This is a genomic window from Arthrobacter yangruifuii, from assembly GCF_009192775.1.
GTDB classification, from domain to species: domain Bacteria; phylum Actinomycetota; class Actinomycetes; order Actinomycetales; family Micrococcaceae; genus Arthrobacter_B; species Arthrobacter_B yangruifuii.
The window spans coordinates 250,960-277,441 of the sequence record NZ_VTFX01000001.1 but is presented as its reverse complement, the minus strand read 5'-3'; the positions used below and the strand labels follow the sequence as shown (position 1 = coordinate 277,441).

26 protein-coding genes are annotated in these 26,482 nt (G+C 67.3%); 8 read left to right on the top strand and 18 right to left on the bottom strand.

The window, feature by feature from the left end:
* Positions 1-14: 14 nt before the first annotated feature.
* The gene (locus tag GD627_RS01375; protein ID WP_152271041.1) at positions 15-1,220 is read left to right on the top strand and encodes an ROK family protein; all 1,206 of its coding nucleotides are present in this window, start codon (positions 15-17) and stop codon (positions 1,218-1,220) included.
* A 57-nt stretch (positions 1,221-1,277) separates the two neighbouring features.
* Here the strand turns inward: GD627_RS01375 and GD627_RS01370 are convergent, their stop codons facing one another.
* The 3 genes from GD627_RS01370 to GD627_RS01360 form a co-directional block, all read right to left on the bottom strand.
* Entirely contained in the window at positions 1,278-1,817 is a 540-nt protein-coding gene (locus tag GD627_RS01370; RefSeq protein ID WP_152271040.1) for a hypothetical protein, read from the bottom strand.
* A gap of 72 nt (positions 1,818-1,889) precedes the next feature.
* A complete protein-coding gene (locus GD627_RS01365) occupies positions 1,890-3,167 on the bottom strand; it encodes a sensor histidine kinase (protein ID WP_152271039.1) in 1,278 nt (425 codons plus the stop codon).
* Positions 3,164-3,829, bottom strand: coding sequence for a response regulator transcription factor (locus GD627_RS01360; RefSeq protein WP_186764148.1), 666 nt, complete (start codon positions 3,827-3,829; stop codon positions 3,164-3,166). Before GD627_RS01360 ends, GD627_RS01365 begins: the two co-directional genes overlap by 4 nt.
* Before the next feature lie 601 nt (positions 3,830-4,430).
* Here GD627_RS01360 and GD627_RS16430 point away from each other — a divergent pair.
* Entirely contained in the window at positions 4,431-4,598 is a 168-nt protein-coding gene (locus GD627_RS16430) for a hypothetical protein (protein WP_153297115.1), read from the top strand.
* 133 nt (positions 4,599-4,731) lie between these two features.
* On the opposite strand, the gene GD627_RS01355 is transcribed toward GD627_RS16430, so the two are convergent.
* The gene (locus tag GD627_RS01355) at positions 4,732-5,190 is read right to left on the bottom strand and encodes a MarR family winged helix-turn-helix transcriptional regulator (protein WP_146359949.1); all 459 of its coding nucleotides are present in this window, start codon (positions 5,188-5,190) and stop codon (positions 4,732-4,734) included.
* A 175-nt stretch (positions 5,191-5,365) separates the two neighbouring features.
* Here GD627_RS01355 and GD627_RS01350 point away from each other — a divergent pair, with 175 nt between their 5' ends.
* From GD627_RS01350 to GD627_RS01335, 4 genes are read left to right on the top strand one after another with little or no spacing between them, the layout of a single operon-like run.
* The gene (locus GD627_RS01350) at positions 5,366-6,310 is read left to right on the top strand and encodes an SDR family NAD(P)-dependent oxidoreductase (RefSeq protein WP_146359947.1); all 945 of its coding nucleotides are present in this window, start codon (positions 5,366-5,368) and stop codon (positions 6,308-6,310) included.
* An 11-nt stretch (positions 6,311-6,321) separates the two neighbouring features.
* Entirely contained in the window at positions 6,322-7,251 is a 930-nt protein-coding gene (locus tag GD627_RS01345) for an amidohydrolase family protein (RefSeq protein WP_194265921.1), read from the top strand.
* Positions 7,248-8,444, top strand: coding sequence for an acyl-CoA dehydrogenase family protein (locus GD627_RS01340; RefSeq protein WP_152271037.1), 1,197 nt, complete (start codon positions 7,248-7,250; stop codon positions 8,442-8,444). The genes GD627_RS01345 and GD627_RS01340 overlap by 4 nt, the downstream gene beginning before the upstream one ends.
* 40 nt (positions 8,445-8,484) lie before the next feature.
* Positions 8,485-8,961 (top strand): MaoC family dehydratase, encoded by a 477-nt coding sequence (locus tag GD627_RS01335; protein ID WP_152271036.1) that lies wholly within the window; start codon positions 8,485-8,487, stop codon positions 8,959-8,961.
* Between the two features lie 51 nt (positions 8,962-9,012).
* Here the strand turns inward: GD627_RS01335 and GD627_RS01330 are convergent, their stop codons facing one another.
* The 6 genes from GD627_RS01330 to GD627_RS01305 form a co-directional block, all read right to left on the bottom strand.
* Positions 9,013-9,240, bottom strand: a complete 228-nt coding sequence (locus GD627_RS01330) for a hexameric tyrosine-coordinated heme protein (RefSeq protein ID WP_152271035.1) — start codon at positions 9,238-9,240, stop codon at positions 9,013-9,015.
* Positions 9,241-9,510: 270 nt separating this feature from the next.
* A complete protein-coding gene (locus GD627_RS01325; RefSeq protein ID WP_246165237.1) occupies positions 9,511-9,876 on the bottom strand; it encodes a hypothetical protein in 366 nt (121 codons plus the stop codon).
* A gap of 76 nt (positions 9,877-9,952) precedes the next feature.
* A complete protein-coding gene (locus GD627_RS01320; RefSeq protein ID WP_152271033.1) occupies positions 9,953-10,507 on the bottom strand; it encodes a DUF308 domain-containing protein in 555 nt (184 codons plus the stop codon).
* A gap of 58 nt (positions 10,508-10,565) precedes the next feature.
* On the bottom strand, positions 10,566-11,924 hold the full coding sequence (locus tag GD627_RS01315) for an MATE family efflux transporter (RefSeq protein WP_246165235.1): 1,359 nt from the start codon (positions 11,922-11,924) through the stop codon (positions 10,566-10,568).
* A 97-nt stretch (positions 11,925-12,021) separates the two neighbouring features.
* Positions 12,022-13,272, bottom strand: a complete 1,251-nt coding sequence (locus tag GD627_RS01310; RefSeq protein WP_246165232.1) for an MFS transporter — start codon at positions 13,270-13,272, stop codon at positions 12,022-12,024.
* Complete coding sequence (locus tag GD627_RS01305) at positions 13,269-14,168, bottom strand: DUF4031 domain-containing protein (RefSeq protein ID WP_152271706.1); 900 nt, start codon at positions 14,166-14,168, stop codon at positions 13,269-13,271. Before GD627_RS01305 ends, GD627_RS01310 begins: the two co-directional genes overlap by 4 nt.
* 158 nt (positions 14,169-14,326) lie before the next feature.
* Between GD627_RS01305 and GD627_RS01300 the strand changes: the two genes are divergently transcribed.
* Together GD627_RS01300 and GD627_RS01295 are read left to right on the top strand one after the other, a co-directional pair.
* Positions 14,327-15,457, top strand: coding sequence for a WD40/YVTN/BNR-like repeat-containing protein (locus GD627_RS01300; RefSeq protein ID WP_152271032.1), 1,131 nt, complete (start codon positions 14,327-14,329; stop codon positions 15,455-15,457).
* Positions 15,435-15,785 (top strand): MoaD/ThiS family protein, encoded by a 351-nt coding sequence (locus GD627_RS01295; RefSeq protein ID WP_210250434.1) that lies wholly within the window; start codon positions 15,435-15,437, stop codon positions 15,783-15,785. Before GD627_RS01300 ends, GD627_RS01295 begins: the two co-directional genes overlap by 23 nt.
* Before the next feature lie 115 nt (positions 15,786-15,900).
* Here GD627_RS01295 and GD627_RS01290 read toward each other — a convergent pair whose 3' ends face one another.
* From GD627_RS01290 to GD627_RS01255, 8 genes are all read right to left on the bottom strand, one after another.
* Positions 15,901-16,677: a transglycosylase family protein gene (locus GD627_RS01290; protein WP_152271030.1), complete on the bottom strand. Its 777-nt coding sequence runs from the start codon at positions 16,675-16,677 to the stop codon at positions 15,901-15,903.
* Between the two features lie 475 nt (positions 16,678-17,152).
* Positions 17,153-18,403: a multiple monosaccharide ABC transporter permease gene (mmsB, locus tag GD627_RS01285; protein WP_152271029.1), complete on the bottom strand. Its 1,251-nt coding sequence runs from the start codon at positions 18,401-18,403 to the stop codon at positions 17,153-17,155.
* A gap of 2 nt (positions 18,404-18,405) precedes the next feature.
* Positions 18,406-19,935 (bottom strand): multiple monosaccharide ABC transporter ATP-binding protein, encoded by a 1,530-nt coding sequence (gene mmsA / locus GD627_RS01280; RefSeq protein ID WP_152271028.1) that lies wholly within the window; start codon positions 19,933-19,935, stop codon positions 18,406-18,408.
* A 75-nt stretch (positions 19,936-20,010) separates the two neighbouring features.
* Positions 20,011-21,126, bottom strand: a complete 1,116-nt coding sequence (chvE, locus tag GD627_RS01275) for a multiple monosaccharide ABC transporter substrate-binding protein (protein WP_152271027.1) — start codon at positions 21,124-21,126, stop codon at positions 20,011-20,013.
* Between the two features lie 45 nt (positions 21,127-21,171).
* Positions 21,172-22,686 carry an L-arabinose isomerase gene (gene araA / locus GD627_RS01270; protein ID WP_152271026.1) on the bottom strand — a complete coding sequence of 505 codons (1,515 nt, stop codon included), beginning with the start codon at positions 22,684-22,686 and terminating at the stop codon, positions 21,172-21,174.
* Between the two features lies 1 nt (position 22,687).
* Positions 22,688-23,464, bottom strand: coding sequence for an L-ribulose-5-phosphate 4-epimerase (locus GD627_RS01265; RefSeq protein WP_152271025.1), 777 nt, complete (start codon positions 23,462-23,464; stop codon positions 22,688-22,690).
* A complete protein-coding gene (gene araB, locus GD627_RS01260; RefSeq protein WP_152271705.1) occupies positions 23,461-25,149 on the bottom strand; it encodes a ribulokinase in 1,689 nt (562 codons plus the stop codon). Before araB ends, GD627_RS01265 begins: the two co-directional genes overlap by 4 nt.
* Before the next feature lie 219 nt (positions 25,150-25,368).
* Positions 25,369-26,412, bottom strand: coding sequence for a LacI family DNA-binding transcriptional regulator (locus GD627_RS01255; protein ID WP_246165230.1), 1,044 nt, complete (start codon positions 26,410-26,412; stop codon positions 25,369-25,371).
* Between the last annotated feature and the right edge of the window lie 70 nt (positions 26,413-26,482).

The window sequence follows — 26,482 nt, the reverse complement described above, 5'->3', positions numbered from 1 at the left end:
CAAAGGCCACTTCCATGGACGCCTCCGCAAACACCCCGCAGCTGCTGCGCCGCACCAACCTGCGCGCCGTGCTGGAGGTGCTCCGTGCTGCCCCGTCCGTCACGGGCACCGACCTGATCAATGCCACCGGCCTGACCCGGGCCACCGTGATTGCGGTCTGCGATGACCTGATCGCCCGGGGCTGGGCCCGGGAAACGGACTCCCCGCGCATCGACCGGCAGAAAGGCCGGCCCGCCCGGCGGTTCGAATTCAACGAAAGCGCCGGCTACGTCCTGGGGCTCGACGTCGGCATTGCCACCGTCCGCGTCCTGGTTGCCGATCTCGCGGGCGCCGTCGTCGGTGAATCGGAGGCCCGGTTCCCGCGCCACGGCGGGGAGCCGGAGCAACGACGCCGGGTAGTCACCCAAGCCGTGGACGCTGCGCTGGAGGATGCCGGGATTTCCTCCGCGGCGGTGCTGTGCGCCGGCATGGGCATTGCCGCCCAGGTCACCGGGGCCGGCGAAGTTGCCCCGGGGCAGGATGTGGCGCCGATGTTCGATCTGGGATTGAGCTCCATCTTCAGCGACTCCCGGGGCTGGCCGCTGCTGGTGGAAAACGATGCCAAGCTGGCGGCACTGGCCGAACGCTGGCGCGGGGTCGGTGCGGGCGAGGACAACCTTGCGGTCATTCTGGCCGGCGAGCGCCTGGGCAGCGGCATCATCGAGTCCGGGCACCTGCTGCACGGCGCTTCCGGCGGCACCGGCGCCATGGGTGCGCTGGACCTGGTGGAAGGCGTGGGCAATGAAGACGGCATTGCCAAGCTGGCCCGCCTCTGGGGCAGCGCCGCCCTGAAGGAAGGGCACAACGGCCGGATCCGTGAACTTGTGGGTCCGGGAACCAACCGGGCCTCCGCGCGGCTGGTGTTCGAGGCGGCCGACGCCGGGGACCCGGTGGCCGCGGAGATCCTGGACCGGATTGCCCGGCGCATGGCCCGGGTGCTTGCCCTGGTCTCCTCCTTCTTTGATCCCCGGTTAATCGTGATCGGCGGCGCGGTGGCAGCATCGGCCACCGCCCTCCTGCCAGCCATGACGCGGGAACTGGACCGGTATGTAGTCAAACCACCCCGCGTCGCCGTCTCAGCCCTGGGCACAATGCTGGTGCCCACCGGCGCGGTGCGCCTGGCCCTGGACTACGTGGAAACCCACCTGCTGGACCTCGTTCCCGAGCCGCGCCGGGAGTAAAGCGTGAAGGGCCGGGCGCCTTGCGCCCGGCCCTCCCGCTGCAGCCCGCTTAAACAGTTACGCCTGATCCGATCCGCCCTGGTTTCCGCTGCCGGCGTCCGGAGTTTCCTCAGGAGCCTCCTCCGGGCCGCCGTCGCCGTCGTGCCCGTGGTGGCCGCGGTGGCCGTCGGGTCCGCGGTCATGACGGCCCTGGCCTTCCCCCGGCCGCGCGGCGTCCTGGCCCTCGGCCTCCTGGCCCTGGGCGTCCTGACCGTTCACCTCCCGGTCTTCAGCGTCACGGCCGCCGTCCTTCCGATCCGGGCCGTCACCGTCACCCTTCCGGTCCTGCTTGTCCTGCCTATCCTGCTGGTCCTGGGCATCCCCGGAGTCCTGCTCGTCCTGCTGGTCCTGCTCGTCGTGGCTGTCCTGCTCATCGAACGAGTCGCGGCCCTCGCCGGTCCCGGCGTCCTGTTCCTGGGTGGTGGCGCCGGCCTGCTCAAAAACGTCATTCTCCGCCACAGCGGTGCCTGCGAAGAAACTGGCAACCAGCAGGCCAACACCGGCGAGGGCGCCGCCGCCCCAGACGATGGCCTTCCTGGCTCCGCTCCCCATAGCCATAGTGGTGTTTCACCTTCCAGATAAAGTGGTTCGCTTACAGTTCCATCTTCGAGCCGGATTCTTTGAGGATTCTTAGAAGCCGCGGCCGGCCAGCGGGAGGCGGACCACCAGGGAGGTGCCGGCGCCGGGCTGCGAATCAGCCCGGATGGAGCCGCCGAAACGGGCCGCAACTTCCGCCGCCAACGCCAGCCCCAGACCGTAGTGGCGCTGGCGTCCCGGTGCTTCCCCGGCCCCGGCGCCGGCTGAACGGACCGAGGAAAACCGTTCAAACAGCCGGCCTTCCAGTTCCGGCGGGAGGCCCGGACCGTCGTCGGACACCGTGAGAACTGCCTCCCGGCCGCTGCCGGCCACGCTCAGCACCACGCAGGTGCGGGCATAGTCGACGGCGTTGGACAGCAGGGCGGTCAATAGCCGAGAAAAGGCAGCCCGGACCCCGCGCACGTACACGGCGTCGCCGGGGGCCTGCACCCGCAGGTCCAGGCCGCTCTCTTCAGCTTTGGCCCGGAACGCCGCCGCTGTCTCGGCGGCGACGGCAGCCAGGTCCACGTCCTCCGTGGCTTCGTTCCGGCGGGGATCCGCCGTGACCAAAAGGTCCTCCAGGATTCCGGTGAGCACGGACGCATCGGACACAATTTCGGTCAGCCCGTCGCTCAGCCATCCTTCCGGGGCTTCGCCGCCCTCCGCGGCGGCGCGTTCCTCCCGCGCGGCCAGGCGCCGGTGAAGGATCTGGGCGCGGGTACTGAGCAACGTGAGCGGAGTGCGCAATTCGTGGCCCGCATCGGAGACAAACCTGCGCTGCAGCGCCAGCGCCCGGACCAGCGGCTGCATGGCGGCACGGGCCGCCATCACCGAGAACACCGCCGCAATGAGGGCTGCTCCGACGATGGTCGCCAGCAGCACCAGGGCCAGCCGCTGCAGCTCCTGGCGGGAATCCCGTGTATCCAGGGCGGCCTGCACCACCGCGTCGCCGCGGCTCACGGTAAGGACCCGGTAGCTTGTTTTGCCCACTGTGACCGTTTCCTCCCGGCGTCCCCCGTCCGCAGCAACTTCCGCCAGGGCTTCCTCCACGGGCAGGCCGCTGGGCATGTCCCGCGACACCGCCACCCGCCCGCGGTCATACACCGCAAGGAATACATCCAGCGGAGCGTCCCGCGCATTGCCGAGATCCACGGCCTCATCTAGCGTTTGCCGCGCTGCCGTGGCACTGCCTGCGGCAGCAAAGCCGAACACCAGCACTCCCACCACGGAAAGCAGCACCACCATCAGCCCGGTGAACTGGAGGGAAAGCCTGGTGGTGGCCCGGCGCAGTTCGGTGCTGTCCCACTGATCGACGCGGGGCCGGCGGCTCATGCCGGGCGTCCCAACCGGTAGCCGATCCCGCGGACAGTCAGCACCGCGTTGCGCCCTAGCTTGCGCCGCAGGTAATGGACATAGGTGTCCACCACACCTTCGTCGGCCTCCGGAAACACCAGATCCACGAGTTCGGCGCGGGGGAACACCTGGCCCGGCCGGCGCGCCAGAACCTCGAGCAGAGCCGCCTCCCGGTCGGACAGCTCCACCACCGCTCCGGACGGTGCCGTTACGGTCCGGCCGGCCGGGTCAAAGGAGCCTCCGGGCACCGCAAGCAGCGGAACCTGTTCAATGCTCCGGCGCCGGAGTGCCCGCAGCCGGGCCAGCAGTTCGGACATGTCGAAAGGCTTCGCCAGGTAATCCTCCGCCCCCCGATCCAGGCCCTCGACCCGGTCCGAGGGATTGCCCAGCGCGGAGAGCACCAGCACCGGGGTCAGCACGCCGCGGCTGCGGAGCCGGGCCAGGACATCCAGCCCTTCCAGCCCGGGCAGGCCGCGGTCCAGCAGCAGGACGTCAAAGCTGCGGGTGAGACCTTCATGCAGTGCCCTTTGTCCGTCATAGGCCAGCGTCACCGCATACCCCTCGGATTCCAGGATTTCCGCCAGCATGCCGGCCAGCCGGCGGTCATCCTCCACCACAAGGATCCGCGGTTGGTCCTCCATCCGGAAAGTATAGGACCGAGCACAGCCGCGGGGTGAGGGTTCCGCACCTGAACCGGCGGCTCCGGGATATATACGTTTCGGTGTATATTCGGGCCGCGCCGCCCGGGTTTAGGGGGCGTACCCAGGCCCGATGCGGAATTTACCTGCTCGGCGGTCACGGCCACCCGTAGGGTTTTCGGCACCGCAGGGGTTAACGTAGCCGCCAGGTTTCATTCATCCGGCTCTGAGGAAGGGGAATTACATGCGGGCATCAGTCTGCACCCTGATCGTCGCATCAGGGCTGGTTCTGACGGGGTGCGGGAGTGCGGGCACTTCAAGCGCGGATGCCTCACCCGCCCAGCGAAGCGAGGCATCAGCGCCTCCGGTCCCTTCGCCGAAAACTCCCGCGTCGACACCGTCCGAAAATGCAGGCACCTCTGCTCCGGTTCCGAGTCCTAGTCACACTGACGCCTCCGTGGAGGCCACGGCCGCAGCCGAGCTGGCCCTGGAGAACCTTCCCCCCGACTTTCCCTCTGAGGTCCCGCTTCTTGGGCAGGTGGCTCCGGAATCCATAGGGACCGATCTAACTCACAAGTACTCGGAGACACAGTGGATCGTCAGCATGCGGTCCACGGAGACTGATGAAGAACTGAACAAGGAACTGGCGGCGCAATTGCTCTTGGACGCCGGTTTTACAAAGCTTCCCAACGGGGACTTTTCCAACGGACATTACGATGTGGGATTCTTCGTTATGCGTTCCCTGCTTACCTACGGCGTCAGGGCCAGCTAGCCTGCGCAGGTGGCGGTTCGGAGACGCGGGCGGCATCCCTCCCGGAGTCACTGGTCCCGCACTTTTGGGCAGCGGGGCGGCGGTGGCATGACCGTTTACGTAGACAACACGCCGTACGGTGCTGAACGGAAGGCTAGAACGCCACCTGCTGCAGCAGCCGGAGAAGCTCGCGCTGCTCGGCGGCATTGAGCTGTGCCATGGAGGTTTCGGTGGCCCCGTCCACTACTTTGCGGGCCTGCGCATACAGGGTGCCGCCCTCGCGGGTGGGCACGATGACCTTGGACCGGCGGTCCCGTGGATCGGTCCGGCGCTCGACGGCGCCGCGGCGCTCCAGCTCGTCCACGATGGCCACGATCTGGCTGGGGTCCAGCACCAGGAACTGGCTCAGCTCCCGCTGAGTAGGCGCGCTTCCACTGCAGGCCAGGGACAGTACGGAGTAGTGGCGTACCTTCAGCCCGAAATCGGCCAGCCGGCGGTTGGCCTCCGCCGATCCGATGGATGCGGCGCGCGCCATCAGGAACATGGGTTCGGCACCGAGATTGGTAGCGGCGAAGCGCTCTGCGTCGGCAACGCCGTCAGGGGAGGTGCTCATGGGGTGTTGGATCCTTCGGCAGGGACACGGTAGGACCCCATCCTAGAAGACGGATGCAGCTCCTAATCAATGAGGATCATAACTGTTGACATTTTCAACGGTATGCCGTGGAATGGTTCCAATGCCGCAACGTGGCCGCAGTCACATGCGGCCGGCCTGAGCAAAGGAGCTTCGAATGACCGCTGAATCCACTGGTGCACTCGCCGGGAAGGTCGCCGTCGTCACCGGCTCCGGCCAGGGCCTCGGGTTGGCCTACGCCTCCGAACTCGCCCGCCAGGGTGCCGCCGTCGTCATCAACGACGTGGTCCAGGAAACCGCGGACCGGGCCGTCGAAATGATTACTTCCGCCGGAGGCCGGGCCGTCGCCGTCGTCGCCCCGGTGGGCACCACCGAAGCCGCCGTAGCCCTGGTGGAGGGTGCCGTGGCCGCCTTCGGCCGCCTGGACATCCTGGTCACCAACGCGGGTGTGCTGCGGGACAAGTCGCTGCTGAAGATGACGGACGAGGATTTTGACCTTGTCATCCAGGTGCATCTGCGCGGCACGTTCACCTGCGCCCGCGAGGCCTACCGGTACTTCAAGGAAAACAACGTAGCTGGCCGGATCATCACCATCGGCTCCCCCACCGGCCAGTACGGCAACTTCGGCCAGACCAACTACGCCGCCGCCAAGGCCGGCATTGTCGGCATGGTCCGCACCTGGGCGCTGGAAATGCGCAAGGCCGGCGTCACCGCCAACGCCGTCATTCCCGTGGCCGCCACCGCCATGACCGAGACCGTCCCCTACTTCCGCGCCGCCGTCGAGGCCGAACGCCGCGGCGAGCCGATGCCGGACTTCTTCCGCAAGGACCTGGGGTTCGGAACCTCCGCCGACGTCGCCGGGCTGGTCGCCTATCTGGCCTCCGACGACGCCGCGGGGATCACCGGGCAGGTAATCGGTGCCGGCGGTGACCGGCTGCAGATCTTCTCCCACCCCGTACCCGTGGTCACCGAATACCGCGCGGGCGGCTGGACGTTTGAGGCGCTGCGCGAGCAGTTCCCCGCGCTCCTGGAGGGCAACCTGCAGCCGGTCGGCGAGAAAATGCCGCCGCTGCCTGAGGAACTCGCACCGCAGGCATCGTAAGGGGAATCGAGATGCGATACGAATACGGCCTGGACCTGGCGTCCCTGGACGCCATCGACATGCACGTGCACATCGAGTGCTCGGACCACGGCCATGCCTCGCTGCCGCCGGCCCTCACCGAGGCCTCCGCCAAGTACTTCAAATCCGAGGACCGCAGCCCCTCCCTGGACACCATCGCCGAACGCTACCGCGAGTGGCGGATGGCCGCCGTCGTCTTCACCGTGGATGCCACCACCGCACTGGGCCACGAACCGAACTCCATCGAGGAGATCGCCGAAGGCGCGGCACGCAACAATGACGTGCTGATCCCCTTCGGCTCCGTGGATCCGCTGCAGGGCAGCCGGGCGGTCGACCGGGCGCGGATGCTGGTGGAGGACTACGGGGTCAAGGGCTTCAAGTTCCATCCTTCCCTGCAGGGTTTCGACCCGTCGGACCAGCAGTTTTATCCGATCTACGAGGCCATCTCCGCCCTGGGCGTCCCGGCACTGTTCCACACCGGGCAGAACGGCATGGGGGCCGGGCTGCCCGGGGGGTACGGCATCAAGCTTGCGTACTCCAACCCGATGCTGCTGGACGCCGTCGCCGCGGATTTCCCGGAACTGCAGGTCATCATGGCCCACCCGTCCGTGCCGTGGCAGGACGAGGCCAACTCCATTGCCACGCACAAGTCCAATGTCTGGATTGACTTGTCCGGCTGGTCGCCGAAGTACTTCCCGGAGTCCCTGGTGCGGGCGTCGAACACCATGCTGGCGGACAAGGTGCTGTTCGGCACCGACTATCCGCTGATCTCCCCGCGGAAGTGGCTGGGCGCCTTTGAACAGCAGAGCTTCAAGGATGAAGTACGCCCGAAAATCCTCAAGGACAACGCGGTGCGCCTGCTCGGACTGGATACCGCTGCCGGTGCTGCTGCCGGCGCCGCCCGCGCAGGAGAAAGCGCATGACCGGGGTGCTGACCGAGCCGCGCCTGTACCCCGACTGCGATCCATTCAACGTCGAGGGGCGGCTGACCGACGCAGAAAAGGCACCGCTTCGGCGCCTGCGCCGGGTCCTGGACGACACCGCCCGGCCGCTGCTGGCGGACTACTGGGAGGCCGGGGAGTTCCCGTACCAGCTGGACGGCCCGCTGCGGGAGCTGAACCTGATGGTTCCGCCGGAGCTGACTGCCGACGGCGCCGAACCGCGGGCGCTCTACCACGGCTTCCGGATCTTCGAACTGGCCCGCACCGACGCCTCGGTGGCCACCTACTACACCGCGCAGGCAGGACTGTTCCGCACCGCCTGCCGGGTGGGCGGCACACCGGAGCAGTTCGCGCAGTGGGATCCGTTGATCACCACCTTCGACATGACCGGCGTGTTCTGCCTGACCGAGCCCGAGCACGGTTCGGACATTGCCGGCGGGCTCTCGACGTCGGCACGCCGGGACGGCGACGAATGGATCCTGGACGGTGCCAAGCGGTGGATCGGCGGGGCGTTCACCGCCGACTACCTGGCGGTCTTCGCCCGGGACGTCGCCGACGGCCAGGTCAAGGGGTTCCTCGTGGACCGCGAGGCCCCCGGGGTGCGGCTCGAAAAGATCCGCGGCAAAACGTCGCTGCGGATGATGCAGAACGCCGACATTTACCTCGACGGTGTCCGCGTTCCGGAAGCCCAACGGCTCGGCAACGTGAACTCCTTCAAGGATGTTGCGGCGATGCTGCGGGCCATGCGGTCCGACGTGGCCTGGATCGCCACCGGGATCCAGGCCGGAGCATACGAAGCTGCCCTGCGGTACGTGCGCAGCCGCGAACAGTTCGGCCGGTCGCTGGGCAGCTTCCAGCTGGTCCAGGAAAAACTCGCCCGCATGCTGGGCAACGTCACCGCGTCCCTGAACCTGGTGGCCGGGTTGGCGGAGCGCCAGCAGGAAGGGATTTTCCGGGACGAGGATTCCGCCCTGGCCAAGATGTGGATCAGCCTGCATATGCGGGAAACCGTTGCCCTGGCCCGCGAAGTGGTCGGCGGCAACGGGATCACCCTGGCCACCGACGTCGCCCGTTTCCACGCCGACGCCGAGGCCGTGTATTCCTACGAGGGAACCCACGAAATCAATGCGCTGGTCGTAGGCCGCGCAGTCACCGGCAAAAGCGCTTTCGCCTGACGTATTCCGCCGTATCCTCCCCACTATCTAGGAGTTTTCCATGACTGAAGCACCCGCCGCCGCCCAGACCGTCGTCGCCTTCGAAGAGGTCAAGGACCTCATCGGCAAAAACCTCGGCACCTCGGCGTACCGCGAGATTACGCAGGGCCAGGTGGACACGTTCGCCGACGCCACCGATGACCACCAGTGGATTCACGTGGATCCCGAGCGGGCCAAGGACGGCCCCTTCGGCACTCCGATTGCCCACGGCTTCCTGACCCTCTCGCTGCTGATTCCCATGTGGGGCGAGCTGCTCGACGTGACGGGCGTCAAGACGAAGGTCAACTACGGCCTGGACAAGGTCCGCTTCACCTCGCCGGTGAAGGTCGGCTCCCGGATCCGGATGACCGCCACCATTGCCGATGTCCAGGAGGTCAAGGGCAACGGCCTGCACGTGGTCGCGGACCTGACCATCGAAATTGAGGGCTCCGAGCGCCCGGCCGTTGTTGCCCGGTTCCTCAGCCGGCTGTACGCCTAGCCCGCCGGATCCGGCCGGGGCGGGCCCGGAGTCGGCCCGGCCCGGCCCGGTTTAGCGCCAGTAGTTGTTCGCCGCTGCAACCGTGGCGAACTCCGTGGCCACCACCTGCGAGGCGGAGATGATGCTGTCCGGATTGTTGGCGTAGGCGTCCCGGATGATGTGCTCCACCTGTCCGTCCGGCTGGATGGCGAAGGCGGTCTGCATGGCCAGGTGGACGGCCAGCTGGCGCCCTTCCTCGGGGGTGGCGCAGATCAGCGAGTTGTTGGGCACAAGCTCCATGGTGTCCGTCCTGTCTCCTCAGGGCCGCCCGGTCTGCCGGCGCGGCGCACGCGGGCGGATACGCCCGACGGCAACAGTCTGACGCCGCACCGCCCGGCACTCAACCGTTTCCACTGTTCCGGCGCTGTCATCGCCGGAACCATGGGGATGCTGGAGATGAGCGCCGTGCATGCGGTCCGGGTGGACGGCCACGCCGGCTTCAGGAGGTTGCGTTCACCCTCCCCAACGGCGGAGGCTATCCGGCGTCGAAGGGCGTTGGAACAGGCCTGTTCAGGCGGTGGGATCCGTCGGGCGGGGAGACTCGGCCTCAGGATCCGCAGCGGGCGGCGTCGGCTTGCCCACGTTTCCGGCTCCGCCCGGAATCTTCGCCGAGCTGCGGTGAACGCCCGAACCCTGGCTCAGGTGCTCCGGGTTGGCCTTCTCCGTCATCAGCAGCAGCGAGGAGACCAGCAGTGACGCAATGAACGCAATGCCGACGGCGATGAGCCCGAGGTCGAAGCGCAGTTCCTTCTCCGCTCCGCCAGTGGCGAAGATCATGGTGGCAACGCCGGCAATCAGCGCCAGCACGGCAGAGAAGATCAGCGGTGCCTTTACGGAGTTCCGCTTCTGCGGCCCGCCGGTTGAGCTGTTCGCCACTATCTTTGCCTCCTGCTGCGTTGGGGTGGCGCGGATCGGTGCGTAAATGCACGACGCGCGCTTCCTAGTTTACGGCCTACGCCCGCCCTGCCGTGGCCGCACGCGAATCATGCCTGGCACCCAGCGCGGAAATGACCACAATGACGGCGGTGATGATGGCCGCGCCGCCGGTGACGCCGAGCAGCGCTCGGACGCCCAGCTCATAGACAACCGGCACCAGGATTCCCGCCGTCAATGCGGCGGCGCCGGTGATGAGCCAGTCCCGGGCCGGCAGGAAGCTCGCGCGGTTCCGGACCCACAGGAGGATCTCCAGGACCCCGCCGAGGATGAGGGCGGCGGCTGCAGCCACGCGGAAAGCCTCGGCCGAGGCGAAGATCAGGGTGGCTGCACCGGCGAGGACGTAGGCAGCCGCTTCCACCAGCAGCACCGCGCGGACCCTGCCGTGGTCCCGGGCGGCCGCCAGCATGGGCCAGAGTGCGACGCCGGTGAGCAGCAGATACGTGCCGCCGGCAACCACCAGGACCGGCTCGGTGGGCTCCTGCCAGAAGATGGTCAGCACCCCGTAGACTGCCGCCACCGCTGAACGGACCAGCATGGGTCCCCAAGGTGCTCCGGGATTGGATGCGCCCACTGCAGGCCTCCGCTTTCACTTTGCCGTCATATCGGTGGCCGGTTGGCCACCGTCAAGCTTAGTCGCTTCCGCTTCCCGCCGCGGCACCGGTAACCATCCAGGCATCCCGCCGGGTCCGCCAGGACAGGGTGATTGCCCGTGCGCTCATGTACCCCAGGGCGAAGGCAGCCCACAGCCAGGCGATCCCGCCGCGGCCGGACAGGCCGGCGGCGTGCACCCAGATCAGCAGCGGAAGGTAGGCCGCCAGGTTCAGCATGCCGGTGAGGGCAAGGTACCGGGCATCTCCGGCGCCGATCAGCACACCGTCCAGCACAAACACCAGGCCGCAGATCGGCTGTGAGAGCGCCAGAACCCAGAGTCCGGCGGTCATGGCCTGCTGCACCCCGGCGTCGGACGTGAAGAGCACGCCGGCCACCGGTGCCACGAGGGCCAGCAGCGCCCCGGTGACCACGCCGAAGCCGACGCCCCACAGGATCATCCGGCGGGTCAGGGCCCGGGCCAGCAGGGTGTCTCCAGCCCCCAGTTCCTTGCCGATCATGGCCTGGGCAGCGATCGCCAGGGCATCCAGGGCGAACGCCAGGAAGGTGAAAACCGTCATGACCAACTGATGCGCGGCGAGGGATTCGGGCCCCTGCGCGGTGGCGACCAGGACGGTTGCCAGCACCGCGGCCCGCAGGCTGAGGGTGCGCAGCATCAGCCAGGATCCCACGTGTGCGGTTGCGCGGATGCCGGAGATAGCCGGGCGCAGGGAGACCCCCTGTGCCCGTGCCATCCGCGCCACCGCAATCAGGTAGAAAACCGCCATGCCCCACTGGGCAATGCTGGTGCCCAGTGCGGAGCCCGCGACGGACAGGGAAAAACCGTAGACCAGCAGGTAGTTCAGGCCGATGTTCACGGCGAAGCCTGCCGTGGCCACCACCAGCGGGGTGCGGGTGTCCTGGAGTCCGCGCAGCACGCCGGTGGCGGCCAGGACCACCAGCATCGCGGTGAGGCCTGGCATGGAAAAGCGCAGATAGTCGACGGCGTACCGGTGCACGTCCCCGGTGGCGCCCATGGCGGTGCACAGCTGCGGGGCAAACAGGTACCCGGCGGCGGAAAGCAGCACGCCCAGGAGGATGGCCAGGGCAATCCCGTCCCGTCCGGCGGCCAGGGCGTCACCCTGCCGGTTGCCGCCGAGGAAGCGTGCAACGGTGCCGGTGGTGGAGTAGGCCAGGAAGACCATCAGGCCGACGGCGGTCTGCAGCACCGTGGACGCCAGGCCGACGCCGGCCAGCTGGGGCACTCCGAGATGGCCCACAATGGCGGAATCGGCCAGCAGGAACAGCGGTTCGGCGATCAGCGCGCCCAGCGCCGGCACGGCCAGGGCCAGGATCCGGCGGCTGAGCCGCCGGGAGGAAAGGTCGGCTTCGGTCTTCACACCTTCCAGCCTACGTTTTGAGTACGACGCCGGGTGCGCCCCTCCCGCCCTGCCCGGCAACGGATTCCCGCGCGGCACCGGCTCCCCCTACCCCCGGCTACCTGCCGCCGTCGTCGTTGCTGCGCAGGACGAGGGCCGCAATCAGCGCCGATGCGAGCAGCAGCACGCCTACAAACAGCACCAGTGATGTCCAGCCGCCCTGTTGGAAGTAGTGCCCGCCGGCCCAGCCGAGCAGGCTGGAGCCGGTGTAGTAAAAGAGGTTGTAGAGCGAGGACGCCTGGGCCCGGCCCTTTGCGGCCAGCAGCGGTGTCCAGCCGGAGGCGATGGAATGCGCGGCGAAGAATCCTGCGGTGAACACCAGCAGGCCGGCAATGACGGCCGGCAGGTTCTCGGCCAGGGTGAGGGCCAGACCGGCACCCATAGCGGCAATGGACAGCAGCAGCACCGGCTTTCTTCCGCCTCGGGCCCTGGCCGCCAGGGTTCCCGCTGCCCGGGAGGACCAGGTACCGGCCAGATAGGCCAGGAACAGCGAACTGGCCAGGCTCTGGGGCAGCCCGAACGGAGCCTCCCCCAGCCGGAATCCCAGATAGTTGTAGACCGCGACGAAGCCGCCCATGAGCAGGAAACCCTGCAGATACAGGGCCAGCAGGCGCCGGCTGCGCAGGTTCGCCGCCAGCCGTGCGGCCAGACGGTCCCCGGGGATCCCCCGTGCGGGGACGAACCCGCGCTGACGCGGTGCGGTGAGCATGAACACGGCTGCGGCTCCCGCAGCCAGGAGGCTGACGGAAGCCACGCCCACGCGCCAGTTCACCAGTTCGGCCAGCGGGGCCGCCAGGATCCGGCCCAGGAGACCGCCGACGGTGGTGCCCGAGACATAGGTTCCGGCGGCAACAGCGGCATGCAGGCGGCTGACTTCCTCGCTGAGGTAGGCCAGTGCGACGGCCGGAATGCCGCCCAGGGCCGCTCCCTCCAGGAACCGGAGCCCCAGCAGCACCGGCAGGCCCGGGCTGAAGGGCACGGCAAGGCCCAGGATCACCGCGGCCAGGATCGCCGTCCGCATGACCGGCAGCCGGCCGAAACGGTCCGCAGCGGCGGACCATGGAATCACGGTGACCGCAAGGCCCAGGGTGGCCGCGGAAACGGTGAGGGCCGCTGAGGATGCGGAGATCCCCAGGTCTGCGGAGAGTTCCGGAAGCACCCCCTGCAGCGAATACAGCTGGGCAAAGGTCGCCACCCCGGCAGCCGCCAGTCCCACCAGGACTCCGCGGTAACCGCGGCTGCCGCGCGGGTGGCCGGAGAACCGGCCGCCGACGCCGGGGACGCCCGGGACGCCGTCAGGCACTGTCACAGCCGGTCCGCTTCCTCGCCGCGGAACCGTTCCCCTGCCAGCTCCCCTGCCAGGTTGCGGCGGGCCCGGTCCTCCCAGAGCTGCCGTCCGGCCGGGGTGCGGTACAGCGGGTCGGCAGCGGCAAGCCGGCCCACCACGCGCCGCCGCCCCGCAGCAAAATCCTCAGCGGAAAGGTGCGCATACTCGGCGCGGACCGCCCGCACATAGGCGGCATAGCCGGCAGGCGGGCGGGCCAGCACCGCCAGGTCCGCGTCCGTCATCAGCGCGCCGTTGCGGTCCGCGGCCGCGGGATTGTGGTGGACCGTCAGGCCGATCAACCGGGCACACTCCCGGGTCACGGCGGCGGCCACCCCCGCCGCAGGCAGCAACTGCCCGGCCAGCCGTGCGGAGGCTTCCTCATCCATGCCGGGCCGGCCTGTGTAGACGGCGTCATGGAACCATGCGGCGAGGGCCACAGGGCGGGGCACGTCGCTGCCGGTGAGCAGGTCCAGGGCTTCCAGGACCTGCAGCAGATGCCGGCGGTCGTGATAGCGGCGGTGCGGTTCGTTCCAGCGCAGCAGGAGGCGTTCGCCGAGCTCCGGCGCTCCCGGCAGCAGCCGGTTCCAGCGGTCCAGCAGCGGCCCGGCGAGGGCGGACGGACGTTCACGCGCCGGAATCCGGAGCCCGCTGGAAATCAGGATGCGCACCAGATCCCCGCAGCTCACCGGCGCGGCGCCCAGGGAAACCAGGATGTCGTAGCGTTCCCGGGGCACGTCGTAATGGTCGCCGTCGAACGCCCGGTCCGAAATGCCGGCGGCCCGGGTGAACGCATGCAGTTCCTCCAGCCCGGTATCGGAAATCAGGTGGGAGAAAAGGGTGTTGTGCGCCGGCCACATGGGCGGATCAATGTAAATCATGGATTCCGGGGCTCCGGCCGCGACAACAACTGCATGCTGTATGTCTACCGCACCCGGGGCTGCGATTTCCACGCAGCGGCGCCGTCCCTGCGCGGGCCGTCCCTGCGGTCTTTCGGGCCCCCCTTGTCCCGGCCGATCCCAGATGCTCCAATGACCGCATGGATGCCGTGCCTGATGCCGTTACGGAAGCCGGGCCCGCCGCGGCCCCGGCCGGTTCGACTGTTCTGGCCATCGGAACCCGCAAGGGGCTGTGGCTGGCAACCAGTTCGGACCGCAGGAGCTGGGACCTGCGCGGACCCGAATTCGCCATGACCGAAATACCGGCGCTGGCCTTCGATTCCCGGACCGGACCGCCCCGCCTGCTGGCCGGGGTGCGCTCCGAATGGTGGGGCAGCAACGTTGCCCTGTCCGATGATCTGGGACAGACCTGGCAGGAACCCGATCAGGCGGCCATTGCCTTTCCGGAGGACACCGGCGCCTCGCTGGAACGTATCTGGCAGCTGGCACCGGACACTGCGGACAGGCCGGGAGTGGTGTGGGCCGGCTGCGAGCCCATCTCCGTGTTCCGGTCCGAGGACGGCGGGAAGCACTTCGAGCTGGTGCGGGGCCTGTGGGACCACCCGCACCGCACCCAGTGGGGCGCCGGATACGGGGGCCCGGCGGCGCATACCGTCCTCCCGAGCCCGAGCGACGATTCCGTCCACGTGGCGATCAGCAGCGGCGGCGTGTACCGCTCCGATAACCGGGGGGACAGCTGGGACGCGTTCAACTCCGGCATCAGAGCGGATTTTATGCCGGAGAAGTATCCCGAATTCGGCCAGTGCGTACACAAGGTTGCCCGGGATGCGGGCAATCCGCAGCGGCTCTATGCGCAGAACCATGGCGGGGTGTACCGCAGTGACGACGGCGGCGGGCAGTGGACCTCCATTGCGGACGGCCTGCCTGCGGATTTCGGTTTTGTGATGCTTGCCCATTTCACCCGGCCCGGCACCATCTGGACCATTCCCCTAGGCTCTGCCGGTGAACGCAATCCGCCGCAGGGCCGTCCCGCGGTATTCCGCAGCACCGACGCCGGCGGAACCTGGGAGCGGTTCGACGCCGGCCTGCCGGCCTACGATTTCAATGCCGTCCTGCGTGATGCCGCCTGCGTGGACGCTGCCGAGCCCGCGGGCGTGTACTTCGGCACCCGCGGGGGCGAGGTTTATGCCAGTTCCGATGAGGGCGAGTCCTTCCGCCTCGTGGCGGCCAATCTCCCGGATGTGCTCTGTGTCCGCGCTGTCTCGGTCTGAGGCACCCGAACCCACCGACGTCGTCCTGGTGCTGCCCGCTGCACTGACCGACGCCGCGGGCGGCCGGCACCTGCTGCTCCTGCGTCCCGGCAAGGAGCCCCGTCCCGGACATGACGCGGAGCCCGGACCCGCGGTTGCAGACGTCCTGGCCCTCCTGCAGATGGATTTCCCGGGGGTGTACCGGCGGCTCTGCGACGAGACGGGGGATGTCCGCCGCCATGTGAACCTGTATGTGAACGGCCGGGACATCCGGGATCTGGCCGGTGCCTCCACAATCCTGCCCGGCGGTGCGGAGCTGCTGGTACTGCAGTCGATCGCCGGGGGCTAGGACGCCCGCGTTAAACGCAAAACGGGTGCTTTACGCATCTGCGTAAAGCACCCGTTTGCTTTCAGTACCTCCCGCTCATGGCGGGTCGGTGACTGTGGGCTTGCTCTGCCTTAGCTTAGGCAGGCAGCTGGAGGGTCTGGCCGGCGAAGATCAGATCCTCGTCGATAACGGTGTCCAGGTTCGCGTTGTGCAGTGCCTGCCAGCCACCTTCGATGCCAAGCTTCTCGGCGATCTCGGAGAGGGTGTCACCGGCCTGGATCACGTAGGTTTCGCCGGACAGGGCCGGGGCCGGGGTCTGAACCGGAGCGACGGCCTCGACCTGGATGTTGGTCGGTGCCGGCTCGGCTACCGGAGCAGGCTCGACGTAGGTCTGAACCGGAGCGGGCTCAGCAACCGGGGCGGACTCCACCACGGGTGCCGGCTCAGCTACCGGAGCAGGCTCGACGTAGGTCTCAACCGGAGCAGGCGCAGTGTAGGTCTGAACCGGAGCGGGCTCAGCGGCCGGAGCCGGAGCCGCCTGGGCAGCCTGCGGGTTCGCAGTAGCGCCGGTCAGTCCCAGCTTGGCGGTGCAGGCCGGCCAGGCGCCGGGGCCCTGCTCAGCCAGAACACGCTCGGCTACGGCAATCTGCTGTTCCCGGCTGGCGTTGGAGGGGTCACCCACGCCGCCGAAGGCAGCCCAGGTGCTGGGCGTGAACTGCAGCCCGCCCGAGAAACCGTTGCCGGTGTTGATAGCCCAGTTTCCACCGCTTTCGCACTGTGCCAGCGCGTCCCAATCCATGGAGGCAGCGTTGGCCGGGGCGGCCATGCCTGCGAGGCCGGCAGCACCAGCACCGGTGATGGCGACAGTAGCCAGGCCACGACGGACAATACGACGGATTTTCTGGTTCTTCATAAGTCTTTTGCTCCCAAGGGGCCCACCTGCGCTCGTCCCGTCCCCGGGCTTCTTCACGCCGTCGCCTTCCCCATAAAAGATGGAGGTCTTTATTGATGGCACGCAGCGGCGACGTACAGTGGTCGCGTGACATCCGGCTTTCTGGTTTAAGGCCGCACATTATTCGTGCCGGCCGCCGCGGACTTCGATTATGTCTGCGGTCCCGCCCTCGATCGGGGCTAATAACAACCTAGGGGAGCTTTGCGTCGATATCAAATCGATATCAAGTCTGCACAAATCGTTACGAGTCGCAGATCCGCTAATTCAAGCGGAAGCAGTACAATCGACACCCCGATTTGTAGAATCGATCACACACCGGATAAGGTGGCGTCGGCCACCGGTGAATGTTCAGCCCGTTACACCGCTTTTGTGCGGCACATCACGCCACAGCGGCGGCGGAAGCCGGCCGCGGGTCGGTGGCAGGGGTCTCAGGAGGCTACTTCAGTGCGTTGGATGCTTTCCGCTTGTTGAAGACGTCAAAGCCCACCGCCAGCAGCAGAACCAGACCCTTAATGAACTGCTGGTAATCAATACCCACACCCAAAAGCGACATGCCGTTGTTTAGCACGCCCATAATCAGGCCGCCGGTGATGGCTCCCACAATTGTTCCGACACCGCCGGTCACGGCCGCCCCGCCAATGAAGGCCGCGGCTATGGCATCGAGTTCGAAGAGGTTTCCGGCCCCGGGACCGGCGGAATTCAGCCGTCCGGTGAAAATGAGTCCGGCCAGTGCCGCCAGAACGCCCATATTGACGAACAGCAGGAAATCCACCCGTTTGGTGTTCACGCCCGAGAGATGGGCGGCCTGGAGATTTCCTCCCCGGGCGTAGACATGCCGGCCGAACACGGAACGGTTCATCACGGCGCTGTAGGCCACCACCAGGATGCCCAGCACGATCAACACGATCGGTGTGCCGCCGCGGGAGCTGGCCAGCAGATAGGTCAGTCCGAGCATGATGACGGCGCTGAAAACCAGTCGGGTGATGAACCAGGCCCGGGGTTCATCCTCCAGGTTCAGCTTCATCCTGGCGGCCCGCCCGCGCAGCTGGCTGATCACCAGCATCGCAGTGGCCAGCACTCCCAGACCCACCGTGGTCCAGTCCAGCAGATTGCTTTCAGGCGGGAAAAGCCCCGGAAACAGGGAACCGCCGCCCAGCTGGCGGTACTCCTCCGGAAAACCGGTAATCCGCTGGTTGCCCAGCAGGATCTGGGTCAGTCCGCGGAAGACCAGCATGCCCGCCAGGGTCACGATGAAGGCAGGAATGCCGACATAAGCCACCCAGTACCCCTGCCAGGCCCCCACCACGGCACCCACCACCAGGGATGCGGCGAGCGCGGCCCACCAGGGCATGCCCCAGTCGCGGATCATGATCCCGGACATGGCGCCGACGAAGGCAGCCACCGAGCCGACCGATAGGTCGATGTGCCCGGCCACGATAATCATGACCATCCCGATGGCGAGGATCAGGATGTAGCTGTTCTGCACAATGATGTTGGCCACGTTGTCCGGCTGGAGCAGCGCGCCGCCCGTCAGCACCTGGAAGAGGGTCACGATGACCAGGAGGGCCACGAAAATGCCGATCTGGCGCAGCCTGCTGGTCAGGAACCGCCCCGCATCCGACAGACGGGAGGTTTTCGGGCTCGTGGTGCCGAGAGCCGGATCCCCGCCGGCAAGTGTGGAAACCATGGTTATTCCTTCTCCTGGGTCATGTACTGCATGAGTCGTTCCGGGGTGGCCTCGGCGATGGGAACCTCAGCGGTGATCCGGCCCTGGGCCAGTGTGTAGATACGGTCACAGATTCCGAGGAGCTCCGGCAGTTCGGAGGAGATGACCACCACTGCCTTACCCTGCGCGGCGAGCCGGTTGATGATCGTGTAGATCTCGTACTTCGCGCCGACGTCGATACCGCGGGTGGGTTCGTCAAGGATCAGCACGTCCGGATCAGCGAACATCCACTTGGACAGGACCACTTTCTGCTGGTTGCCGCCGGAGAGCTTGCCGGCGATGGCCGCGACGGACGGGGCCTTGATGTTCATGCTGCTCCGGTACTCCTGTGCCACCACGGTTTCCCGGCCGCCGTCGACCCAGCCCCGAACGGCCAGCCGGTCCAGCGCCGATGCCGAGATGTTCCGCTTGATGTCTTCAATGAGGTTCAGTCCGAACCGTTTGCGGTCCTCAGTGGTGTAGGCGATGCCGTGCCGGATGGCCTCCTGAACCGTCCGGACCGTGATTTCCCTGCCGTTCTTGTACAGCTTTCCGCTGATATTGGATCCGTAGCTGCGTCCGAAGATACTCATGGCCAGCTCGGTGCGGCCCGCCCCCATAAGGCCGGCAATCCCGACAATTTCCCCGGCGTGTACGGACAGGTGCGCACCGTGGATTACTTTGCGCGCATGCTCCCGGGGATGGTGGACCGTCCAGTCCTCCACGCGCAGCACCTCCGCCCCGATCTCCGGGGTCCGGTTCGGATAGCGGTTTGTCAGCTCCCGGCCCACCATGCCCTTGATGATGCGTTCCTCGGTCACCGTGTCCTCATGCAGGCTGAGGGTTTCAATGGTCCGCCCGTCCCGCAGGATGGTCACGGAGTCCGCGATCGCCCGAATCTCGTTGAGCTTGTGGCTGATGAGGATGCAGGTGATGCCGTCCGCGCGCAGTCCCCGGACGAGGCCCAGCAGGTGCGCGGAGTCCTCGTCATTCAGGGCGGCCGTCGGTTCGTCGAGGATCAGCAGCTTGACGTCCTTGGACAGCGCCTTGGCAATCTCCACCAGCTGCTGCTTGCCGACTCCGATGTCGCCGGCGGGGGTCACCGGATTAATGTCCAGTCCCACCCGCCGGAGCAGCTCGGCAGCACGCACGTTGGTCTCGTTCCAGTTGATGAACCCCCGTGCGGACCGTTCGTTCCCCAGGAAAATGTTTTCCGCCACGGACAGGTAGGGCGAGAGGGCCAGCTCCTGGTGGATGATCACGATGCCGCTGCGTTCGCTGTCCTTGATGTCGCGGAAGGTCACGTCGGCTCCGTCCAGCCGGATGTCCCCCTCGTAGCTGCCGTGCGGGTATACGCCGGACAGGACTTTCATCAGTGTGGACTTGCCTGCCCCGTTCTCCCCGCATACGGCGCGGACCTCGCCGCGGGACACGGCAAGGGTCACATCCTGCAGGGCCTTGACCCCGGGGAACGTCTTGGTGATACCCGTCATTTCCAGAATGTGATCGCTCACGCGGACCTCCCTGTGCCGAAGTGCCTGATAGGCCGGAACGAAGGGCGGGCGGCCCATGCCCCCCCCGCCCTTCACCTAGTCGAGGTCCGAAGCCTCGTAGTAGCCGCTGTCCACCAGAACCTCCTCGTAGTTGTCCTTGGTGACGATCTGCGATTCGAGCAGATAGGACGGAACCACCTTCACCCCGTTGTCATACGTTTCGGTGTCATTGGTTTCCGGATCCTCACCAGTCATCAGGTCATCAACCATCAGCACGGCGCGCTTCCCCAATTCGCGCACGTCCTTGAAAATCGTCGAGTACTGCTCGTCGCTCATGATGGACTGCACCGACCCCACTTCCGCGTCCTGTCCGGTGATCACCGGGAGCGTGTCTCCTGAGTAGCCGCCGGAACGCAGGGCGGAGATGATGCCGATGGACAGTCCGTCGTAAGGGGACAGCACGCCGTCGATCTGCTGGCCGCCGCCCACCGTCAGGAGGTCTTCCATGCGGTCCTGGGCCGTGTCCGGAAGCCAGCGCAGGATGGCCGCCTGCTGGAAATCGGTCTGTCCGCTGGGCACCTTCAGGGTGCCGCTGTCCAGGTAGGGCTTCAGGGTGTCCATGGCGCCGTTCCAGAAGAATGTGGCGTTGTTGTCATCCGGACTGCCCGCAAACAGCTCCACGTTGAACGGGCCCTTCTCCCCGGTCTCCTTTCCCTCGGCGTCCAGGACGCCCAGGCCGGTCAGCAGGGAAGTCCCCTGCTGGACGCCCACTTCGTAGTTATCGAAGGTGGTGTAGTAATCCACGGTGTCCGACTCGTTGATGAGCCGGTCGTAGGCGATGACGGGAATGTCCTGGGACTCCGCCGTATCGAGCACGCTGGTCAGCGTGGTGCCGTCGATCGAGGCGATGACCAGCGCCTTTGCTCCGCCGTTGATCATGTTCTCGATCTGCGAAACCTGGGTGGGGATGTCGTCGTTGGCGTACTGCAGGTCCACTTCGTACCCGAGATCCTCCAGCTGCGACTTGACGTTCTCGCCGTCGGCAATCCAGCGTTCGGACTGCTGGGTGGGCATTGCCACCCCGATTTTGGCCCCTTCGTTGGAGTCCCCGGCCCCGTCGCCGCCGCCGCGGCTGCCGGAGCACGCGGTCATGCTCAGCGCCAGGGTCAGCGACGCACCTCCGATGAGGGCTTGTTTCAGTGTCAGTGCCATCTGTCTGCCTTTCGTGGGCCGTGCCTGGGTGGGGGAAAATGCAGGTCAGAGCTTCGATGCGAGCCGGTAGTAGGCGCTGTTCCAGCGGACTTCGTGCTGGAAGCTGCGCAGGGTGGTGGAGGAGTCGATCAGCAGCAGTTCAACGCCGGTCATCGCGGCAAAGTCCGTCACCACGTCCGCGCCGATCGCCGTGCTGAGGACCGTGTGGTGCGCAGCACCGGCAGTGAGCCAGGCCGCGGCCGACGTCGCGAGGTCCGGGTGCGGGCGCCATACCGCCCGCGCCACCGGCAGGTGCGGAAGCGGGGCGTCCGGGGGCACCACGTCCACGGTGTTGGCGGTAAGCCGGAACCGGTCCCGCATGTCGGACATGGCGACGACGACGCCGGGGCCCGGGTCCGTGTCGAAAACGAGCCGAACCGGGTCCTCCCGTCCGCCGATGCCCAGAGGATGGATCTCGAGGGAGGGTTTATGCGAGGTGAGGCTCGGGCAGATTTCCAGCATGTGCGCGCCGAGGATCTTCTCCTCCCCCGGAACCAGGTGGTACGTGTAATCCTCCATCAGGGACGCCCCGCCGGGCAGGCCCGCCCCCATGACCTTCGCGGCGCGGACCAGCATGGCGGTTTTCCAGTCCCCTTCGGCGCCGAAACCGTAACCGTGCCCCATCAGCCGCTGCACGGCCAGCCCGGGCAGCTGCCGCAGCCCGCCCAGGTCTTCGAAGTTCGTGGTGAAGGCCCCGAATCCGCCGCTTTCGAGGAACTGCAGCAGGCCCAGTTCCTGGCGGGCACCGTAGCGCAGCGATTCATGCCGTGCCCCTCCGGACCGCAGTTCGGGCGCGACGTCGTACAGCTCCTCATACTCCGCGGAGAGTTTGTCCACGGCATCCTCGGACTGGTCCTGAACGGCGTCCACGAGGTCATTCACCCCCCACGTGTTGACCGAGACGCCGAACCGGATCTGGGCCTCGGTCTTATCCCCTTCGGTCACCGCGACATTGCGCATGTTGTCCCCGAAGCGGGCAATCCGCAGGTCCGCAACCGCCGCACGCCCCGCGCAGGCCCGCTGCCAGGACGTAATCTGCCCGGTGACCTCCGGAGAGGAGGCATGCCCGACCACAATTTTGCGGGGGAGCTCCAGCCGGCTGGTGATGTAGCCGAATTCCCGGTCTCCGTGTGCCGCCTGGTTCAGGTTCATGAAGTCGAAGTCGATCTCTGCCCAGGGCAGTTCAACGTTGATCTGGGTGTGCAGGTGGAGCAGGGGCTTGCGCAGGGCGTCCAGCCCGCTGATCCACATTTTGGCCGGGCTGAATGTGTGCATCCAGGCAATGACTCCGATCACGGAGTCCTCAGCGTTGGCCGCCAGGGCCGCGGCGCGGATGGAATCGGCATCGGTCAGGGCCGGTTGCCAGAGGATCCGCACCGGCAGGCCGGCGGCTTCCAGCAGGTCGACGATGGCCCGGGACTGCTCGGCAACCTGGCGGAGCGTCTCCTCGCCGTACAGATCCTGGCTGCCGGTCAGGAACCAGACCTCGTATTCGTCCAGGGTGGTGGTCAATGGGCTCACGTTATTGCACTCCTGGAGTCGAAGGTGTCCCGGTGGCGGGAGTTAGCGGTGAAGGGGCCGGGGATGCAGCGGCGGGGGATGCAGCAGGAGCCCCCGGCTGGCCGTAGACGTTCTGGTACCGGTGGAACAAGGTGTCGATGGCTCCGGGATCGATTGGCGCCGGTTCCCCGAGCTGGCGGGAGAGGTGGACGGTGCGGGCAACGTCTTCGAGCATCACCGCGGCCTTGACGGCGTCGCGGGCATTCCGGCCGATCGTAAACGGGCCGTGGTTGCGCATCAGCACGGCACGGGAGCGGTGGCCGGCGAGGGTGGAAACAATGCCGCGCCCAATGGAGTCATCCCCGATGACGGCAAAGGGCCCCACGGGGATGTCCCCGCCGAATTCATCGGCCATGGCCGTGAGGACGCACGGCACGGGTTCCCCGCGGGCCGCCCACGCCGTCGCATACGGCGAATGCGTGTGGACCACTCCCCCGACGCCGGACATATGCCGGTAGACGTATGCATGCGCGGCGGTGTCGCTGGAGGGTGCGAGGCCCGTTCCGGACGTGCCCGGTACCGGCCGGCCGGCGAGGTCACACAGGATCAGGCTGGCCGGGGTGAGCTCCCCGTAGCCCACACCGCTGGGCTTGATGATGAAGAAATCCGTACCCGGCACGCGTTCGGAAATGTTGCCTGCGGTCCAGGCCACCAGCCCGTACCGGACCAGTTCGTGGTGCAGGGCAGCTACCTCGGACCGGACCCGGGCCACCTGTTCCCCATATGCCGCGCCGGTCATGCCAGGACCTTCGGGATCCTGCGCGCCGAGCGGCGCAGCTCCTTCAACCGCCGCATGACGTCGTTTCCGCCGCGGCCGAAGTAGTCATGCAGTGCCACATACTCTGCATACAGCCGGGAGTAGCTCTCCGCGCGGTCCGGGTCCGGAAGATATGCCTCCTGCTGGACTCCTCCCATCGCTGCCGCGGCCGCACGTACGTGCGGATACGCGCCGGCCGCTACAGCCGCGTGGATCGCCGAGCCGAGGGCCGGGCCCTGGCCGCTGCGGATGACGGAGATCGGCAGGTTCAGCACATCGGCGTAAATCTGCATCAGGAACCGGTTCTTCACCAGCCCGCCGGCGGCAATGAACTGCTCGACGGGGATGCCGGCGGCCGCGAAGGTTTCCACAATGGTGCGGGTGCCGAACGCCGTTGCTTCCAGCAGTGCCCGGTAAACCTCATGCGGTGCGGTGGCGAGCGTCAGTCCCACCAGCAGCCCGGACAGTTCGTGGTCCACGAGCACCGACCGGTTCCCGGACTGCCAGTCCAGGGCCAAAAGCCCGTGCGCCCCCACGTCTTCGAGGCTCGCCTGCTCGGTCAGCAGCTCATGCACGCTGAATCCGCGTCCGGCGGCCTCATCCACCAGGTCCGGGGGAACAAAGTGGGCGGTGAACCAGGCAAAAATGTCTCCGACGCCCGACTGCCCGGCTTCGTAGCCGTATAGCCCGTCCACAATTCCGCCGTCGACCACTCCGCACATGCCCGGCACCTCCCGCAGCTCACCGGAGCTCATCACATGGCAGGTGGAGGTGCCCATGATGGCCACCATCTGGCCGGGCGACGCAGCGCCGGCGGCGGGAGCCGTGACATGGGCGTCCACATTGCCCACGGCCACGGGGATGCTGGCCGGCAGACCGGTCCAGGCGGCGGCTTCGGCGCTGAGTGTTCCTGCGGCGGAGCCCAGGGCACCGATCCGGTGTTCCAGCTTCTCTTCGACGAAGCCAGCGAAGCCGGGGTTCAGCGCGGCCAGGAAGCTGCGGTCCGGATAGGCACCGTCCTGCAGGATGCCCTTATAACCGGCCGAGCACGCGTTGCGCACGTAGCTGCCGGTCAGCTGCCAGACAATCCAGTCCGCGGCCTCCACCCAGTGGTCCATGAGTCCGTAGAGGGCGGGATCCTCCTCCAGCACCTGCAGCGCCTTGGCGAATTCCCATTCACTGGAGATCAGGCCGCCGTAGCGGGGCAGCCAGGTTTCCCTGCGTTCTTCGGCCAGCCGGTTGATGCGGTCCGCCTGGGCCTGGGCGGCATGGTGGCGCCAGAGTTTGACGTAGGCGTGGGGACGGTCCCGGAGCCCGGGCAGTTCATTCAGCGGCGTTCCGTCGGCAGTCACCGGGACCATGGTGCAGGCCGTGAAGTCGGTCCCGACCCCGATGATGGATTCCGGAGCAACGCCGGCGGCCTGCACGGCTGCCGGAACGGCCTGCCGCAGGACCTCGATGTAGTCGGCAGGCACCTGCAGCGCCCAGTCCGGCGGCAGCGGTTCCGATGTAGCGGCCAGCACCGTGTCCATGACGCCGTGCCGGTAGGTACAGACGGCGGATCCCATTTCCTCGCCGTCCTCCACCCGGATCACGACGGCGCGCCCGGAGAGAGTGCCGTAGTCAATACCCACCACGTAGGCGGGTGCAGAGCTGGTCTGGCTCACGGTGACCTCGTTGTCATCTGGACCGTCGACCGGGCGGTTCACCCGAATGTGAACGGTCACATTTTGTTCGGGCTAACGTACCGCACAGCGTCCGCGCAGGCAACACCTCTGGGTAACGTTTTTTAAGGGCCTCGGCGGGAACCGGGGATCCGGAGCCGCGCACCACGGGGGGACACCGCAGGGGACACCGCAGGGGACACCGCAGGGGACACCGCGGGCTTAGGAAACTGCGGGCACCCGTTCGGCCGCCGTGGAAGCCCGCAGGATCAGGCGCGGCACCACGTTGCCCACGCTCACCGGATCCTCTCCGCGCAGTTCCGCCAGCAGCACGGCAACACAGCGGCGGCCGAGCTCGGGGAAATCCTGCCGGATGGTGGTCAGCGGAGGCAGGAAATGCGCGGATTCGGGAACATCGTCGAACCCCACTACGCTGAGGTCCCCGGGCACCTTTAGGCCGGCGTCCGCGTAGGCATGCACCAGGCCCAGGGCAATGTGGTCATTGCCGCACACCACAGCGGTGAACCGGTCCAGGCGCCGCAGTTCAAGCCCCACCCGGTAGCCGGAGTCCGCTGTCCATTCCCCGGCCGGCAGGATCGCCGGCGCCAGGTCCCAGGCAGCCATTTCCTCCAGGTAACCCTGCCGGCGGCCTTCGGTTTCCACCCATTCCGCCGGGCCGGGCACGTGCACCACGCGCCGGTGTCCAAGCTCCAGGAGGTGCCGGGTGGCCAGCCGCGCCCCGGCCACCTGGTCCACGGACATGCGGTGGTCCTCGCTGTGCAGGGAGTGCACCGTCACAAAGGGGATGCGGATGGACAGTTCTTCGATTACTTCGAGGGTCCGGGACTGCGGAGCCAGCAGCACCAGGCCCTCCACTGCGTGGCTCATCAGCCGGTCCAGCGCCGCTTCGATGGACCCGCGGTCGGCACTGTCAATGTGGGCTGCGTCCACGACGTAGCCCGCCTCGCTGGCCGCCGTCTGCACCGCCTGCAGGCTTGCCGTCAGTCCGTACTCCGCACCCGAGGCGACCAGGGCGCCGATGATCCGGGATTCCCTGGTGACCAGTGCCCGGGCGGCACGGTTGGGGCGGAACTGCAGCTCCTCCATGGCATCAAGCACGCGCTGGCGGGTGGTCTCGCGCAGGTTCGAGTGCCCGTTAATCACCCGGGACACCGTCTGGTGGGAAACTCCGGCTGCGGCGGCAACGTCGCGGATATTAGGGGCGCGCCGACGGGATGCGGGGCTCGTCATGCCCTCATTGCTCATAATCAGAACGGTACTCCACCACGGTGCCCCCGCCGTGCGCCGGCGGAGGGCACTGCGCCGGCGGACTTGG